Raw genomic sequence first — 16,497 nt, 5'->3', positions numbered from 1 at the left:
CGGGGCGGGGCCGGCGTTCCCGCCGCTCGGCACCACGCTCGTGCTCGCGGCCCGGCCGGGGAGCACGCTCGCGGCCACCGGCACCCTCGCGCCGCCCGGTGCGCGCCGCGGGCTCGCGCTCGCGCCCGGCCGGAGATTTCTTGCGGGCCAGCCGGGTGGTCACGAGCGCCTCGTCACGACGTGGGGGCCCGATGAGCTCGATGCGCTCGGGCTCCTTGCGGCTCTTCTCTTTGGGTGGCAGCACGGCCGTGACGGTGATGCCGTCGACGTAGAACTCGGCGTCGGCGCGCACCACGTCACCCACCTTGGCGCCGGGGTACAGCAGGGAGCCGTCCAGCTCGCCCTTCGGTTGCTTCGCACCAGCCGCGCGCCAGGTCCAGGTCCCGTCGTCGCGGGAGCTGGTGAGCTCAACCTCGATGCGGCGTGGCATAGGCCTGACACGGTACCGGCCCATCGCGCAGCCGGGCGAATGGCCTAGCCTGCTCAGCCCGTGACCACGCGCCAACCCGCTCAGCCGGTCGAACACCGCCAGTTCCGCTTCCGTGCGCCGCCCGGGTCGACCGAGGTCCTCCTGGTCCGCCACGGCGAGTCGGCACCCGCCCGTGAGGACCGGCCCTTCCCGCTGGTGGGAGGCCACGGCGACCCCCCGCTGTCACCGGAGGGCCGCTGGCAGGCCGAGCAGCTCGGCATGCGCCTGGCGGGAGAGCGGGTCGACGCGATCTACGTGACCACGCTGCGCCGGACGGTCGAGACCGCGCAGCCTCTCGCCCAGCGCCTCGGGATCACACCGCTGGTGGAGCCCGACCTGCGCGAGGTGTACCTCGGCGAGTGGGAGGGGGGCATGCTCAGGATCATGGCCGCCAGGCGCGATCCCCGGTTCGTCGCCGCCATGGAAGCCGAGGACTGGGGTCTCATCCCTGGGGCGGAGACCAACGACCAGCTCCGGGCGCGGGTGATGCCCGCGCTCGATCGGATCGCCCGCGCCCACCCCGACGAGCGGGTGGTGGTCGTGGCCCACGGCGGGGTGATCGGTTGCGCGCTGGCGACTGTCACGGGCAGCCGCCCGTTCGCCTTCGCCGGCAGCGATAACGGCTCGATCAGCCACCTGGTGGCCATCGGCGACCGCTGGGTGCTGCGCCGCTTCAACGACACCGGCCACCTCGCCGGCGAGCTCTCGGTGGCCGGCGAGCCTCCGACCTGACCGCTGCGGATGGCCCTTGGGGACGACAATCCGCCGATAATCCTCGTTACGTAAAGTTGGACTGGACATCAAGGCTCGGCGGTCCGGGGCTCGATCCACACCCCGGCCAAGGGCCGGGCGTTGTCGAGGAGCCAGCGGAGCGCGTCCCGCACGTCGGCGCAGCGATCCGAGGCCGCGAGATCCCGATCGACGTCCTCGATCGCGGCCTGCAGGCAGTACAGCAGGCTCTGGAGCTCCTCGAGCCGGTCCCGGTCGACGATCACGTCGCCGGCACCCAGGCCGTGGGTGCCGGCGAGCTTGCGAGCCAGGTACGCCTGCTGGCGGCAGCCCTGCCGGCAGTACAGCCGGGGCCGCCCACGGCCGGACCGAGCCACCGGTCGTCCGCACCACCGGCACGGGGGCACCGCCGCCGCTGCCGTCTTCCGCTCGACTTTCGTCATGTGACGAAATCTACGGCGGGGGACGGCTGCGGCGGCGGACCACCCAGGCTGGTCGATGGGCGGCTATCCCGCGTACCGGGGCGCGGCCACCGGGACCTGCACACCGCCCATGCCGGCGGTCGTGGTCGGGCCAGCCGAGTCCGGCACGGGAGGCACCTCACAGGGATCGGGGGCTGGGGTGAACACTCGCACCTGGAGCGGGAACGCCTGGCCGGAGGCCCCCCAAACGGCCTGGGTGGTCGCCAGCAGATCAGGCGCGCCGTCACTGAACGGGCTGGCGAAGCCGCCCCGCTCGGCCTCCGGGCGGTCACAGCCGAGCTGCCAGGACAGCAACGACGTCATCGCGGATCCGCCCGGCTGCACCCACCGGCCAGCGGCGGGATCCTCCCCACCGGCGACGATCGCCTGGATCACCAGCGCGGTCGAGTTCGGATCGACACCCAGACCCGGCAGGAACTCGAAGCCCCCGTCAGGTTGCTGCCAGGACGCGAGCAGGCCGAGCCCATCCTCAGGCGGGGTGACCCCGAGGGCCGCGAGCGCCTGCAGGGCGAAGGCGGTGGAGTTGCTGTCCGGCCCGGCGAAGGTGAGTGGGTTCGGCGTATCGCAGGGCTGGCTGGTATCGGCCCGGTAGGCCTGCCAGGCACCCACCGTGCCGGCCGGTGAGCCGGTCCCGCACTGCTGGTCGATCAACCAGTCCACGGCCTCCGGTGGTGGGGTGACGCCATGGGCCGCCAGGCCGAGCAGGGCCAGCGCCTGACGCACCGTGCCGTCGAAGGTGGGGTCGTCCGCGCCGTACAGGCCCGGTGCGAAGGCGCCCAGCGTCGCATCGAGCCGGCTGATCAGGTCGATGCCGCCGAACGAGGTGGGGTCCTCCCCCGCCGCGGCGCTGAGCAGCAGGAGGTAGCCGATCGCGCCCGGACTGTCGTTGCCGGACGGGTTGACGTAGGACTCCGCGTCGGACTCGATGAAGGCGAGCATCCGCCCGAACGTCTCACCCTCGACCCCTGCCGCGGCGAGGGCCAGCGCGCCCCCGACGGTCGGGCCCACCGCGGGGTCGCCATTGAAATCCGGCAAGGCGCCCGCCGCGGAGACCTGCCCGGCGAGCCAGCGGGCGCCGTATGCGGCCGCGGTCGGCGGGTCGCTCGACGGGGGTGTGGCCCCGGCGGGTGCGAGCCCCGCGGTGACCACGGCGAGCACGACCAGTGTCGTCCCCAGCCGCCGCACCCCGGTGCCGGTCCATCTCACGTAGGTTCTCACGTGGGTTCCTCCTTCCTCCGGCCCCGCCTCAGCGGTGCCAGCTCGTCGCGGCCGGGAACCTCACGCGCAGCGCCCCTGCTCGGAATCGGGCAGGGGCGCTGAGTGCTGTCTCAGGCTCAGCCCCGCAAATCCACGACGGTGCCTCGGTGAGAGCCTCGCACCGGAGCCGGCATTCCGGCTCGCCGAGCGGAGCATCCGCTCGACCTACGGTTGCGGGTCAGCGCCGGACTTCGACCGGCTTCCCCGACTCCGATGTGGTCTCGGTTGTCGCCGGGCACCAAACCATGGTCTGGGCCTCGGCGTCAACCGCTGGCCCTCCGGCCACCGCGTACCGATCCGGCCAGCCGATCGAGCCGAGCGATCGGTGCCGTCGTAGACTCGGTGCCGTCGGGGGGCGCGTCGCTTCGCGACGGCAGGGACCGCAGGAGGCACCACGTGGGCAAGCCCATCCCCTACGCCATGCCGAGCTTCGACTCGGTCGAAGCGCAGCGGCTGCACATCAAGCAGCGGCTGGCGGCAGGTTTTCGCCTGTTCGGCAAGTTCGGCTTCAGCGAAGGCGTCGCGGGCCACATCACCGCCCGCGATCCGGAGCTCACCGATCACTTCTGGGTCAACCCGTTCGCCATGCCCTTCCAACACATCCGGGTGAGCGATCTGATCCTGTGCAACGCCGAGGGCGAGATCGTCGAGGGCGACTGGGACATCAACAAGGCCGCGTTCGCGATCCACTCCCAGGTGCACGCCGCCCGGCCGGATGTGATGGCTGCCGCGCACGCCCACTCCGTGTACGGCAAGGCGTTCTCCGCCCTCGGCCAGCTCCTCCAGCCCATCACCCAGGATGTATGCGCCTTCCACGGCGACCACGCGCTGTTCGACGACTACACGGGTGTGGTCCTCGACCTCGAAGAGGGCAAGCGCATCGCCCACGCGCTCGGTGATCACAAAGCCGTCATCCTGCGCAACCACGGCCTGCTCACGGTCGGGCAGTCGGTGGACGAAGCCGTCTGGTGGTTCATCACGATGGAGCGCAGCTGCCAGGCCCAGCTCCTGGCGCAGGCGGCAGGACCCCTGGTGCCGATCGAGCCCGAGATGGCCGAGCTCACCTCGCGCCAGGTCGGCAACCACGTGGCGGGTTGGCTCAGCTTCCAGCCGCTCTACGACGTGATCGTGCGTGAGCAGCCCGATCTCCTCGACTGATCGTGCCCGACCCGCAGCTTCGCCGGCGACGGGAGGCCGTCATCGAGGCCCTGCTCGAGATCGAGCGAACGGGGGATCTCGACCGCCTCCCGGAGGTGTTCCCCCACCCTCGCTACGAGCTGATCGGCAACAACCGGGTCTACGACGGCGTGGAGGTCTGCACCCGGTACCTGAAGGAACGCCGCAACGCCTTCCCCGACTACGGCGCCGAGCTGATCGCTCTGTACCACGCCGACGACGCGGTCATCGCGGAGGCCTGGGTCACCGGCACCCATCGGGGCCGGATCGAGGGGTTCGAGCCCACCGGCAAGGGCTTCCGCTTCCGAGCGGCCGCGTTCTTCCTTTTCGACGGCGACACGCTCACCTGCTTCCGGAACTACTTCGACCACGCCACCATCGCCCGCCAGTTGGCGTGACCGGGCCCGTGACTACTTGACCGATCAGTCAAGTTGGACTCGAATAGCCCCCCATGGACTGGCCCCTGCGCTTCGGCACCTTCATGGCACCGTTCCACCCCACGGGCCAGAACCCCACCTTGGCTCTCCAGCGCGACCTCGAACTCATCGTGCACCTGGACCGCCTGGGCTTCGACGAAGCCTGGATCGGCGAGCACCACTCCGGGGGCTACGAGCTCATCGCCTCACCGGAGCTGTTCATCGCCACCGCGGCCGAGCGCACCAGGCACATCCGTCTCGGCACGGGGGTGGTGTCGCTCCCCTACCACCACCCGTTCATGGTGGCGCAGCGCATCGTGCTGCTCGATCACCTCACCCGGGGCCGGGTGATGCTCGGCGTGGGCCCGGGGGCGCTGCCGTCCGACGCCTTCATGCTCGGCATCGACCCCGCGACGCAGCGACCCCGGATGGAAGAAGCGCTGGATGTCATCCTCCGTCTCCTGCGCTCCGACGAACCGGTCACCCACGACGGGGAGTGGTTCACGCTCGACAACGCCCGGCTCCACCTCCGGCCCTACACCCAGCCTCATCCCGAGGTGGCGGTGGCGGCCATGATCTCCCCCTCGGGCCCCCGGGCTGCGGGCAAGTTCGGGTGCTCGTTGCTCTCGATCGGCGCCACGCAACGAGCGGGAATCGACCTGCTCGGCCAGCACTGGCAGGTCTGCGAGGAGCGGGCGGCAGAGTTCGACCACGTGGCCGATCGCCGAGCCTGGCGGCTGGTGAGCCAGGTGCACGTGGCCGAAACCAGGGAGCAGGCCTACCGGGACGTCGAGTACGGGCTCGAGGCCTACTTCGAGTACTTCCGCAAGGTGGCGGCGTTGCCGATGGTGCCTGAAGGCCCACCGGATTCCCTGGCCGATCAGATGAACGACAGTGGCGCCGGTGTGGTCGGCACCCCGGAAGACCTGATCGCCTTCATCGAGCACCTGATCGAGCAGAGCGACGGCGGCTTCGGCACCTTCCTGGTGCAGGCCCACGAGTGGGCCGACCCCGCGGCGACCCACCGGTCCTACGAGCTGATCGCCCAGTACGTCATGCCCCACTTCCAGGGCTCGGCCGTGCGACCCGCGGCGTCCAAGGAGTGGGTGGCCGCCAACCGGGAACGGTTCATCGGCGCTGCCGGGGGCGCCATCATGTCGGCGATCCAGCAGCATGCCGAGGAGAAGGCGGCCAAGGCCGAGGGGTGAGCCGGGCCGGGATAGGCTGGGCGCACAACCGAGGCCGATGATCGCCTGTGGGAGAGTCCCCGCCCGGCAACGACGCCGAGCGTGGCGCCGAAGGAGCAACCACCCCGGAATCTCTCAGGCCCCCGCACCGCAGGCGTAGGCGACGCTGGAGAGCAGCCACGGATCGGCCATCGCGGCCGTGGCTCACCGAAGGGGCACAAACTCTCAGGTACCGACGACAGCGGGGGGTGTCCGAGTCCGTTCGCGCCACCCCGGAGCCCCGTCGATGACCGCTGATCCGCCATCCCTGCACGACCTCGAGGACCACCACGGGTTCGCCCGCCGCCACATCGGTCCCACCCCGGCCGACCGCGACGCGATGCTCGCCATGTTGGGCTGCGCGTCCCTCGACGAGTTGATCGATCGCGTCGTGCCGGCCTCGATCCGTTGGGACAAGCCCCTCGAGCTGGCACCGCCGTGCACCGAGACGGAGACCCTCGAGCGCCTACGGGACCTGGCCGGGCGCAACGTGGTGGCCACGTCCCTGATCGGCATGGGCTACGCGAACACCATCACCCCGCCGGTGATCCAGCGCAACGTGTTGGAGAACCCGGCGTGGTACACGGCCTACACGCCCTACCAGCCCGAGATCTCCCAGGGGCGCCTGGAAGCACTCCTGAACTTTCAGACCATGGTGACCGACCTCACGGGGATGGAGCTGGCGAACGCGTCCCTGCTCGACGAGGGCACCGCCGCCGCGGAAGCCATGGCCCTGTGCCACCGCCAGAACCCCCGAGCCGGGTCGGTGTTTTTCGTCGACGCCGACTGCCACCCGCAGACGGTCGGGGTGGTGGCGACCCGGGCCCGGGCCCTCGGGCTGGACACGATCGTCGGCGACCCGGACGCCGACCTCCCCGGCGAAGGCGTCTTCGGTGTGCTGCTGCAGTACCCGGGCTCCACCGGTGCGGTGCGCGACCACGCCGAGCTGATCGAGCGGGCCCACGCCCAGGGTGCGCTGGTGGCGGTGGCCGCGGACCTGCTCGCCCTCGTACTGCTGCGCCCGCCGGGTGAGATCGGAGCCGATGTGGTCGTCGGATCGGCCCAGCGGTTCGGGGTGCCGCTGGGCTTCGGCGGGCCCCATGCGGGGTTCATGGCGGTGCGGGAGTCGGCCAAACGCACGCTCCCGGGGCGGCTGGTCGGCGTCTCCGTCGACGCCGCCGGGCGGCGCGCGTACCGGCTCACGCTGCAGACCCGGGAGCAGCACATCCGCCGGGAGAAGGCCACGAGCAACATCTGCACCGCGCAGGTCCTGCTGGCGGTGATCGCCGGCCTCTACGCGGCCTACCACGGGCCGGGTGGACTCACCCGGATCGCCGAGCGGGTGCACCGGCTGACCGCCATCCTCGCTGCGGGACTGCGCGCCGGTGGCGTCGAGGTGGTGCACGACGGTTTCTTCGACACCCTCCTGGTACGGGCCGGCGGGCAGCGGCAGGCGATCGTCGAGCGCGCCCGGGCCCGCGGGATCAACCTGCGGGTCCACGCCCTGGGCGAAGGCGAGCTGGGCATCACCCTCGACGAGACCAGCACCCGCCGGACCGTGGAGCTCGTCTGGGAGGCGTTCGGGGTCGAGGCATCCGTCGACGAGCTCGACCTCACCGTCGGTGATGCCATCCCGGCGGGTCTGCGGCGCCGCTCGGCGTTCCTCACCCACCCGGTGTTCAATTCGTACCACTCCGAGACGGAGATGCTGCGGTACCTGCGCCGCCTCGCCGATCGCGACATCGCCCTCGACCGGGCGATGATCCCCCTCGGTTCATGCACCATGAAGCTCAACGCCACCACCGAGATGGTGCCCGTCACCTGGCCGGAGTTCGCAGCCATCCACCCGTTCGCCCCCGCGGAGCAGACCCAGGGGTACCGGGAGCTCATCGGCGACCTCGAGCACATGCTGGCCGAGATCACGGGCTACGACGCGGTGTCGGTGCAACCCAACGCCGGCTCGCAGGGCGAGCTGGCGGGCCTGCTCGCCATCCGCGCCTACCAGGCATCGAGAGGTGAAGGGCACCGGGACGTCTGCCTGATCCCGGCCTCCGCGCACGGGACGAACGCCGCCAGCGCCGCGATGGCCGGGTTGCGGGTGGTGGTCGTGGCCTGCGACCAGCAGGGCAACGTCGACCTTGACGACCTGGAGCGCAAGGCCACCGAGCATGCGGGCTCGCTGTCGTGTGTGATGGTCACCTACCCCTCGACCCACGGCGTGTTCGAGGCAGGCATCACCGAGATCTGCGACACCGTCCATCGCCACGGTGGGCAGGTCTACCTCGACGGCGCCAACCTCAACGCCCTGGTCGGGGTGGCCAAGCCCGGCCAGTTCGGCGCGGACGTGTCCCACCTCAACCTCCACAAGACGTTCTGCATCCCCCACGGCGGTGGCGGTCCCGGTGTGGGGCCGGTGGCGGTGCGGGCCCACCTGGCGCCCTACCTGCCGAACCACCCGGTGGTGGCCGCGGCGGGGCCTGCCACCGGTGTGGGGCCCATCTCCGCCGCGCCCTGGGGGTCGGCGGGCATCCTGCCCATCTCCTGGGCCTACATCACCTTGATGGGCGCCGAAGGGCTCCTCGAGGCCACCCGGCACGCCATCCTCGCTGCCAACTACGTCGCCGCCCGCCTCGGTGCCCACTACCCGATCCTCTACACGGGACAGAACGGGATGGTTGCCCACGAGTGCATCGTCGACATCCGCCCGCTGACCAAAGCCACCGGCGTCACCGTCGACGACATCGCCAAGCGCCTCATCGACTACGGGTTCCATGCCCCGACCATGTCGTTCCCGGTGGCGGGCACGCTGATGATCGAGCCCACCGAATCCGAGAGTCGGGCCGAGCTCGACCGTTTCTGCGACGCCATGATCGCCATCCGGGCCGAGATCGACCGGGTGGCTGCCGGGGAGTGGCCGAGAGACGACAACCCGCTCGCCAACGCCCCTCACCCCGCCGAGGACGTCCTGGTCGACCATTGGTCGCACCCCTATCCCCGGGAGCTGGCCGCCTACCCGGTGGCCGCGCTGCGGGCCGGGAAGTACTGGCCTCCGGTGAGTCGTATCGACGGCGCCTACGGTGACCGCAACGTCGTGTGTGCCTGCCCCCCGGTGGAGGCGTACTTGACCTGAGATCGGCTCAGCGATCGCGGGACACGAACGGGGTACGCACGACCCGCGCCGGCAGCTCGGCGCCCCGGGCGTCGATCTGCAGTGACTCACCCTCGCCCACCTCGGGCGGGAGCAGCGCCAGGGCGATACCGTGGCCCAGCACCGGTGAGAAGTTCCCGCTGGTGACCGTGCCCAGCGGCTCGCCGGCCCGGCGTACCTCCTGCCCCGCCCGGGGCGGGCGCCGGCCCTCGGTGACCAGACCTCGCAGCCGCCGGGCCGGGCCCGCCTCCCGCTCCGCGAGCAGCGGGGCCCGGCCCCGGAAGGGGCCCTTGTCCCAGCTCACCACCCAGCCGAGCCCGGCCTGCAGGGGGGTGATGCCCGGCCCGAGCTCGTGCCCGTGCAGGGGCAGGCCGGCCTCCAGGCGCAGCGTGTCCCGGGCCCCCAGGCCGGCGGGGGTGATGCCCGCGTCCAGCAGGGCAGACCACAGCGGCTCGGCATGGTCGGCGGGCACCGCGATCTCGACGCCGTCCTCCCCCGTGTAGCCGGTTCCCGCCACCACCAGCGGCACCCCGCTCCAGTCGATCGCGGCGACCCGGAACCGCCCGACCGCCGCGGCCTGCGGGCTGACCCGGCTCAGCCGGGCCCGCGCATCGGGGCCCTGGACGGCGAGCACGGCCCTCGAGGCGGTGACGTCCCGCGCGGTCGCGCCCTCCAGCGCCGCCACCACCCGGTCGGTGTTCGATGCGTTGGGCATCACATCGAAGTCCTCAGGCCCCACCCACCACACGATGATGTCGTCGAGCACCGAGGCGTCGGCGGGATCGAGCAGGTGGGTGTACTGGGCCCGGCCCGGCCCGATCTTGCGCAGGTCGTTCGTGAACGCGGCCTGCAAGACGTCGAGCGCGCCCGGGCCGTTGACCCGCACGGTCCCGAGGTGGCTGACGTCGAACACCGCCGCGCCCTGCCGACAGGCCAGGTGTTCGGCGATGGTGCCCTCGCGGTACTGCAGGGGCATCTCCCATCCCCCGAAGGCAACCATCCTGGCCTCTAGGTCCCGGTGTGCCCGGTCGAGCGGTGAGCGGCGCAGCGTCATCGACACCGGACACTACCGGTGCTCACTCGTAGCCCGGGCCCTGCGGGGGCGGCGCCAGCGGTCCGACCGCCGCCAGCCGATCGACGTGGCTGGCTGCGACCTCCACGTCGGCCCGATCCGCCCCCCAACCCACGAGCAGGTCCGCGGTCAGGGCTCGGCCGTGGTGCTGCCCCCGGAAGAGGTGTCGGTCGACGCCGGCCAGGGCGTCGACCAGCAGCACCCCGTCGAGTGCAGCCAGCCAGCGGACCACCCGTTCGAGGGTGTCGCCGGGCTCGAGCACGTCGCACGCCACCGCGCCGTCCACCAGGGATCGAGGGATCTCGAAGAGTCGCTCCAGCACCGCCATCGGCCTGCGCTGATCGGTCGCGGAGCTGCCAGGCGGGCGCTCGCTCAGGAGCAGGCGTTGGAGGTGGAACTCGTCGGCGAGCACCACCGACGCGGCGCAGAAGAACGCGCCGAACGCCTGCAGGTGCACCAGCGCCCTCAACCCGGGGTCGAGACCCTCCCCTTCCTCGAGCACGGGGTCCCAGCTCGCGGCGGCCGTCCGGTAGGAGGCGAGCAGGGTCTCCACCGCCTCCGCCTGGAGGGCGGCCAGCAGCGCGGCCTTCGACTCGAAGTACGTGTAGATCGTGCCGACCGCACAGTCGAGATCCTCGGCGACGGCCTGCATGGTCAGCCCCGCCAGGCCCCGCTCATCGATGACCCGGCCGGCGGCAGCGAGGAACCTGCGTCGCTTCCGGTCGCGTGCCCGCTCTCGCCGGTCGTCTGGCACCACCTGGAGTTGAACCACGTTCAAAGTATGAACGCGGTTCAACTCCAGGGCGCGGATGGTCCACCGGGCGAGCGAAGGGCGGGGACCTCGGCGGCTCGGTGCGGCTCAGACCGGCGGGTGGAGCACCCCGAGGCCGAGGAGGCTGTCGGTGCTCTCCCCCGCGGTCGAGCCGCCAACGTAGCCGGCCAACTGCTCGGGCGACTCGAGGCCGTACTTCACCAGCAGGTTGAGGTAGTCACGCTGGTAGAGCACCGTGATGTTGGTCCCCGGGTACCGTTCACGCAGCTTGCGCGCCTTGCGGTTCTTCTTGGTCACCAACTTCTGCTTCAGCGTGGTGATCTCGATGTAGAGGTCGTAGGCGGGCAGGTAGAAGTCAGGGGTGAACGCTTCCAGCGGCTTACCCTTCGGGTCGCGCTCAAGCACGAAAGTGCGAGGTTCGTACGCCCACTCGATGCCGTAGAAGTCGAGAAGCTTCGCGAACTGACGTTCCGAGTTGTGCGCGAACGCGACGCGCTCGTGAGGGAGCGGCCGGGTGGCCAGTGCTCAGCCCCCGCTCGCGAGGCGGGTCACCGTCGCCTCCCCGACCGGTTCCTCGCCCGGCGTGGGCCGCAGCTCGACGATCCGGGCGTCGACCTCATCCTTCACGCCAGCGAGCGACAGGACGTTGAGCACTCCCTGGCCCTTCTTGACCAGGTCGATCAGCTCGCCATCGGTCTGGATGAGCACCGACCGGCTGCCCTGGATGACCAGGTTGGCTCGGGTGACATCCTCACCCAGGTGCTCGCGGAGGTAGGTGAAGACCTCCCGCACCGTCTCGAGCCGGATCCCGGCGTCGAGCAACGTCTTGACCACCTTGAGCTCCAGGAGATCCCGGTAGCTGTAGCGCCGGCGGGTGCCGCTCCCGCGGGCGTCCTCCAGGGACGGCCGCACCAGATCGGTGCGCGCCCAGTAGTCGAGCTGGCGGTAGGTGATGCCGACGATCTCCGCGGCCTTCGCCCCGCTGTACCCCTCGCCCGCATCTCGAGTAGTCATCTCCCAGCCCCCACACACGTCGTCTCGGCGGCTCGGCCGCGCTGGTCGGTCATCACCCGGCGCCATGGCCGGCAGCCGCGGTTCTCCGGACCGGGCGCCGCCCTGACGCTCGACACTCACCGTGGACCCTCAGGTCACATCGAGGGAATTACGCCCGTGTGAGTGAAGGTCAGGGTACGCAGATCGGTGGCCGAAGGTCAACGATCAATCGCGGGAAGAGGTGGAGCCCATCAGCGTGACAGGTTCGACCTCAACGTGAGGTCGAACTTTCCGGTACGTCTGGACCACAGTCAGGAGGCGAAATCGTCGGGGTTCACCGATTCGATGAACTCACGGAACTTCTCCACTACTTCCTCGCTCTCCTGCTCGGCCTCCTCGACCAGCCCGGCCTCGGCCAGGACGGCCTCCTCCGCGAAGATGGGGCATCCGGCCCGCAGCGCCAGCGCGATGGCGTCGGACGGACGGCTAGAGACCCGGTGCGCAACCCCGCCCACCGACAGGTGGATCTCGGCGAAGAAGGTGCCCTCCGACAGCTCGGTGATCACGATCCGCTCGACCGTGGCCCCGAGCTCGTCGAGCAGGTCCTTCATGAGGTCGTGGGTCATCGGCCGAGGCGTCACCACGCCGTCGAGGGCGAAGGCGATGGCGGTGGCCTCGGGCTGGCCGATGAAGATCGGCAGGATACGGCGCTCCTCGGCCAGCTCCCGCAAGAGGACCACCGGCGTGTTGCCAGGAAGTTCGATCCGAACAGCGACCAGCTCCATCTCGATCATCGGCTCGCCACCCTACCGCCCGGAGCGCTGACTCTGGCTGCCGCCTCCCGGGGCTCAGCCGGACTCAACCCGAGCCTCGGCTGTGCGCCCCGTAGAGCTGGTCGACATAGATGTCGGGATCGGCGGTCAGGGCGACCGGATCTGCAGCGATGAGCATGTCGAGGTTGCGGTACCGCCCGGCGAAGTCAAGCCCGTACCCCAGGACGAAGACATCGGGGACCTCGAACCCGACGTAGGCCAGCGGCGCCGGGAGGATGCGGCGCACCCGCTTGTCGAGGAGCGTGCAGACCTCCAGCGACGCGGGCGAGCGCCGCCCGAGCTCCCCGAGGAGGAATCCCAACGTGAGCCCGGTGTCGACGATGTCCTCCACCAGTACGACATCGCGACCGCTGATGTCCAGGTCCAGGTCTTTCACGATGCGCACCCGACCCGAATCCGGTGCGTACCGCGAGATCGCGAGGAAATCGACGACCGGTTGGATCGTGAAGGAGCGCATGAGGTCGCTCACGAAAAGCAGGCTGCCCTTCAGCACCGCTACGATCACCAGCCCGTCACGGTGCCGAGCTGAGATCTCTCGTCCAAGCCGGGTCACGGCTGCCCCGATCGCCACCCGATCGGCAAGCAGCTCCGGTGGGGGTGGGAGCGGGCCCTCGGTGCCCACGACTCAGCTCTGGCCCAGGTACTCCCGGAGCGCGTGCCGCAGCATCGCCGCTCGCAACTGCTCACCGAGCTGCGCCAACTCGTCCAGCACCTCGAGGGCCTGACGGCGGGACTGCGGGTTGCGCTGCTTGAGCAGCGGGAGGATGAGCTGCTCGAACACCCCCGATTCGCGTTCTGCGGCCACCTTGTACATGCGCAGGTGTCGCGGCTCGACTCCGTGTCGAAGGAAGCTCGCCGCCAGCCGGCCCACGACCAGCGCATCCTCGTCGTAGTAGCTGGTCGCCCCGAGCGTCCGGCTCGCCAGCAGCCCGAAGCGCTCGAGCTCGCCGATCACCCTGGGGGTCAGCCCGGTCGCCGACACGAGCTCGTCGAGTGACATGCTCACCGCGGTCTCGCCGGAGTCCAGCAACGAGGTCTGAGAACCGTTGCGACGCTTGCGAGCCGGCCGTGGGGAGCCCGGTGACCTGTCCTGCGGACCGGTCTGCTCGGCAGGCGCATCGTCCGGCACCGGTCCCTGTGTCGCCGCGTCGCGGCTCGAGCTGGGAGCCGACCGCGCAGTACCCGACGGCGATCCGGCGCGGCCCGACGCCTTCGCGGCGCCGACCGGTTCGCCGAGCTCCCCAGCAGCGAGTCGGTCCTTGATCACCTTCAGCGGGAGGAAGTTCTCCTTCTGCTGACGCAGGATCCAGCGGAGGCGCTCGATATCCGCGTCGTAGAACTTCCGGTACCCGGAAGGCGTGCGCTCGGGATCGAGCAGACCCTGGCTCTCGAGGAACCGGATCTTCGAGATCGTGACGTCGGGGAACTCCTCCTGGAGGAGGTTCAGGACCTCGCCGATCGAGAGGTGGCTGCGCTCAACCATCGGTCTCGGTCGGCCCGGCACCCAGGAAGAACACCAGCTTGAACTTGCCGATCTGGACCTCGTCCCCGTTGCGCAGCGGCACCGGGGAGTCGATGCGCTCACGGTTCACGTAGGTCCCGTTGAGCGAGCCGACATCACGGACCGTGTAACCCTCCGCTCCCCTGCTGATCTCCGCGTGGCGCCGGGAGACGGTGATGTCGTCGAGGAAGATGTCGCTGTCGGGATGACGCCCGGCGGTGACGATCGGCTTGTCGAGCGCGAACCGGGAGCCGGCCGCGGGGCCCCGCTTGACGACCAGCACGCCCACGTCCTCGGGGAACTCCCCCAGCTCGACCGCGAGCTCTTCCTCCACCGGATCGGATGGCGCTGTGGGATGAAAGGTGATGGTGGTGCTCTCAGGCGCATGGGTCTCGAGCACCGCCCCACACGATGAGCAGAAGTTGGAGCCGAGGGGGTTCCGGTGCCCGCAGTTGTTGCAGAACACGTCGGTCACGGCCACCTCCTAGCCTTCAACCAGGGCTCGATACGCGTCGGCATCGAGCAACGCGTCGAGCTGGGTGGGGTCGCTCGGCTCGAGCACGCAGATCCATCCCTCACCGTACGGGTCCTGGTTGAGCCGCTCCGGTTCGTCGGCGAGCTCTGTGTTGACCTGGGTGATGGTGCCCGACACTGGCGCGTAGATGTCACTGACCGACTTGGTGGACTCCACCTCGCTGATCTTCTCCCCGGCGGAGACCGAGGCGCCCACCTCAGGGACCTCGACGAAGACGACATCGCCGAGCGCGTCCTGCGCGTAGTCGGTGATACCCACGCGGACGAGCCCGTCCTCCAGCCGGACCCACTCGTGATCGGTCGAGTAACGGAGGTCCCCCGGGAAGTCCATGGTCACGCACGCTACCCGATCGGGCGAACCCTCAACATCCGCACGAGGGTTCAGGGGAGGGGGCGGGTCGGCCCGGCGCGGCTCAGCGCACCATCTGGCGGATCCGGCGGGCGTATTCCTGCACGAGTTGCCGGGCCCCCGTGCCGGTGGCGCCTTCCGCCCAGATGTGGGTGATCGGCTCCTCCGGGTCCGGCAGGGCGAGCGCCCACCCCTGATCGTGGAACACCTTCACCCCGTCGACGAGCAACACGGCGCGGTCCTTGCTCTGCTCCACGAGAGAGCGCATCACCGTGCCCTTCTGATCCCAGGGCGTCACCACGGTCTCGTGGACCAGGTGCACCCGGGGCAGCCCGGCGACGACCTCCGAGAGGCGCACCCCCTGGAACGCCAGGAGGTCCAGGACCTTGACGAAGGTGGCAGAGGCGTCGAACCCCGGCAGGAACCCGGGGAGGATGAAATTGCCGTGGTCGTTCCCCGCGAACCCCACCCCTGGCTCCCGAGCGGCGTCCATGAGCGCCGGGCTGGACAGCTTGGTCCAGCTCACCTGGATGCCGTGCTCGGCGAGGATCTCCTCAGCCTTGGAGGTGACCGACACCGGCAGGGCCACCCGGTCGCCCTGCAGCTTCCCTGGCAGCAACCTGAGGATGGCGAGAAGGGCTTCCGTGTCGTCAAGGACGTGACCCGAGTCGTCGATGAGGATGAGCCGTTCGCCGTCCGGATCCAGCACCCCACCGAGGTGGGATCCCGAGGAGCGGACCAGGCTGGCCACGTTGGCCGCATGCCCGGCGAGGTCGTCGCGCAGCACCCCTGCGGTGGACACGTAGGGGTTGACCGCCAGCACGTCCAAGCCGAGCTTCGCCAGCACGTTCGGCATCGCGAACGACGTCGAACCGTAGGCGTAGTCGATGACCACCTTGAAGCGATTGGACCGGATGCGCTCGATGTCCACGATCGACTCGAGGGCGGTGGAGTAGTGCTCGAGAGCCCGGGGGGCGAAGCCGATGTCCCCGATCTCGCCGGGGAAGACCCGCCGGAAGTCCTCCCGGTTGAACAGCCGCTCGATCTTTCGTTGGGTGTCCTCGGTGATGTCGAGGCCCTCGGAGTCGAAGAACCGGATGATCACCGACTGCGGGTCCCCTGGTACCAAGCGAATCGTGATGCCCGCGCTGTCGGTGGGCCGCCGCAGGACGAAGCGAGTGACGGGCACCGAGGCGACCTCGAGATCCTCGACCGTCACCCCCACCGCGTTGAGGCCCGCCATCATCGAGCGCTTCAGCATGCGCGCCGACCGGCTCGAGTCGCGGGACGTGATGACCCGATCACCCTTCTTGAGGGTGCTCCCGAAGGCCATCGCCACCCGAGTCGCCAGCTCCGGGGTGATGTCGACGTTCGCCAGCCCGGCGATGCCGTCCCGACCGAACAGGCTGCGCGCCCCCCGGGATTCCCACACGATCGAGGTGTTCACCACCGCCCCGGCCTCGACGGTCTTGAAGGGGTAGACCTTCACCCCGGACGCCAGCAGCGCATCGTCCCCCACGAAGCACTCGTCGCCCAGCAC

General features: G+C 70.3%; 16 protein-coding genes, 2 pseudogenes and 2 riboswitches. Of the genes and pseudogenes, 5 read left to right on the top strand and 13 right to left on the bottom strand.

Annotated features, from left to right (window positions below):
* Positions 1-430 (bottom strand): annotated as a pseudogene (locus tag V7004_RS11550) (hypothetical protein); the annotation flags it as partial.
* Positions 431-490: 60 nt separating this feature from the next.
* Between V7004_RS11550 and V7004_RS11545 the strand changes: the two are divergent.
* Positions 491-1,201 carry a histidine phosphatase family protein gene (locus V7004_RS11545; protein WP_334144118.1) on the top strand — a complete coding sequence of 237 codons (711 nt, stop codon included), beginning with the start codon at positions 491-493 and terminating at the stop codon, positions 1,199-1,201.
* A 68-nt stretch (positions 1,202-1,269) separates the two neighbouring features.
* On the opposite strand, the gene V7004_RS11540 is transcribed toward V7004_RS11545, so the two are convergent.
* Complete coding sequence (locus V7004_RS11540) at positions 1,270-1,641, bottom strand: hypothetical protein (RefSeq protein WP_334144117.1); 372 nt, start codon at positions 1,639-1,641, stop codon at positions 1,270-1,272.
* A gap of 63 nt (positions 1,642-1,704) precedes the next feature.
* Positions 1,705-2,898 carry a hypothetical protein gene (locus V7004_RS11535; protein WP_334144115.1) on the bottom strand — a complete coding sequence of 398 codons (1,194 nt, stop codon included), beginning with the start codon at positions 2,896-2,898 and terminating at the stop codon, positions 1,705-1,707.
* A 459-nt stretch (positions 2,899-3,357) separates the two neighbouring features.
* Between V7004_RS11535 and V7004_RS11530 the strand changes: the two genes are divergently transcribed.
* The 4 genes from V7004_RS11530 to gcvP all read left to right on the top strand — a co-directional run bounded on the left by V7004_RS11530 (position 3,358) and on the right by gcvP (position 8,885).
* Entirely contained in the window at positions 3,358-4,095 is a 738-nt protein-coding gene (locus V7004_RS11530) for a class II aldolase/adducin family protein (RefSeq protein WP_442968051.1), read from the top strand.
* Positions 4,096-4,097: 2 nt separating this feature from the next.
* The gene (locus V7004_RS11525; RefSeq protein ID WP_334144113.1) at positions 4,098-4,511 is read left to right on the top strand and encodes an ester cyclase; all 414 of its coding nucleotides are present in this window, start codon (positions 4,098-4,100) and stop codon (positions 4,509-4,511) included.
* Between the two features lie 65 nt (positions 4,512-4,576).
* Positions 4,577-5,737, top strand: a complete 1,161-nt coding sequence (locus tag V7004_RS11520; RefSeq protein ID WP_442968050.1) for an LLM class flavin-dependent oxidoreductase — start codon at positions 4,577-4,579, stop codon at positions 5,735-5,737.
* 38 nt (positions 5,738-5,775) lie between these two features.
* Positions 5,776-5,877: riboswitch (glycine riboswitch) on the top strand.
* A gap of 3 nt (positions 5,878-5,880) precedes the next feature.
* Positions 5,881-5,960, top strand: a riboswitch (glycine riboswitch).
* 42 nt (positions 5,961-6,002) lie between these two features.
* The gene (gene gcvP / locus V7004_RS11515) at positions 6,003-8,885 is read left to right on the top strand and encodes an aminomethyl-transferring glycine dehydrogenase (protein ID WP_334144111.1); all 2,883 of its coding nucleotides are present in this window, start codon (positions 6,003-6,005) and stop codon (positions 8,883-8,885) included.
* A 7-nt stretch (positions 8,886-8,892) separates the two neighbouring features.
* On the opposite strand, the gene gcvT is transcribed toward gcvP, so the two are convergent.
* The 10 genes and pseudogenes from gcvT to V7004_RS11465 form a co-directional block, all read right to left on the bottom strand.
* Complete coding sequence (gcvT, locus tag V7004_RS11510; RefSeq protein WP_334144109.1) at positions 8,893-9,957, bottom strand: glycine cleavage system aminomethyltransferase GcvT; 1,065 nt, start codon at positions 9,955-9,957, stop codon at positions 8,893-8,895.
* Between the two features lie 22 nt (positions 9,958-9,979).
* Entirely contained in the window at positions 9,980-10,747 is a 768-nt protein-coding gene (locus tag V7004_RS11505; protein WP_334144107.1) for a TetR/AcrR family transcriptional regulator, read from the bottom strand.
* An 87-nt stretch (positions 10,748-10,834) separates the two neighbouring features.
* On the bottom strand, positions 10,835-11,152 hold the full coding sequence (locus tag V7004_RS11500; RefSeq protein ID WP_334144106.1) for a hypothetical protein: 318 nt from the start codon (positions 11,150-11,152) through the stop codon (positions 10,835-10,837).
* A gap of 120 nt (positions 11,153-11,272) precedes the next feature.
* The gene (locus V7004_RS11495) at positions 11,273-11,761 is read right to left on the bottom strand and encodes a MerR family transcriptional regulator (protein WP_334144105.1); all 489 of its coding nucleotides are present in this window, start codon (positions 11,759-11,761) and stop codon (positions 11,273-11,275) included.
* A gap of 290 nt (positions 11,762-12,051) precedes the next feature.
* Positions 12,052-12,534, bottom strand: a complete 483-nt coding sequence (locus V7004_RS11490; protein WP_334144104.1) for a bifunctional nuclease family protein — start codon at positions 12,532-12,534, stop codon at positions 12,052-12,054.
* A 64-nt stretch (positions 12,535-12,598) separates the two neighbouring features.
* A complete protein-coding gene (hpt, locus tag V7004_RS11485) occupies positions 12,599-13,144 on the bottom strand; it encodes a hypoxanthine phosphoribosyltransferase (RefSeq protein ID WP_334144121.1) in 546 nt (181 codons plus the stop codon).
* A gap of 54 nt (positions 13,145-13,198) precedes the next feature.
* Entirely contained in the window at positions 13,199-14,056 is an 858-nt protein-coding gene (ftsR, locus tag V7004_RS11480; RefSeq protein ID WP_334144103.1) for a transcriptional regulator FtsR, read from the bottom strand.
* Entirely contained in the window at positions 14,049-14,549 is a 501-nt protein-coding gene (locus V7004_RS11475) for an FHA domain-containing protein (protein WP_334144101.1), read from the bottom strand. The genes ftsR and V7004_RS11475 overlap by 8 nt, the downstream gene beginning before the upstream one ends.
* A 9-nt stretch (positions 14,550-14,558) precedes the next feature.
* Positions 14,559-14,939, bottom strand: coding sequence for a glycine cleavage system protein GcvH (gene gcvH / locus V7004_RS11470; protein ID WP_334144100.1), 381 nt, complete (start codon positions 14,937-14,939; stop codon positions 14,559-14,561).
* 82 nt (positions 14,940-15,021) lie between these two features.
* Positions 15,022-16,497, bottom strand: a pseudogene (locus tag V7004_RS11465) (mannose-1-phosphate guanyltransferase); the annotation flags it as partial.

The sequence above is a fragment of the Rhabdothermincola sp. genome, assembly GCF_036846205.1.
In the GTDB taxonomy this organism is placed as follows: Bacteria; Actinomycetota; Acidimicrobiia; order Acidimicrobiales; family Acidimicrobilacustridaceae; genus Rhabdothermincola.
Note: the sequence above shows the minus strand (reverse complement) of the source record. Positions and strands in the feature narration are given on the sequence as shown.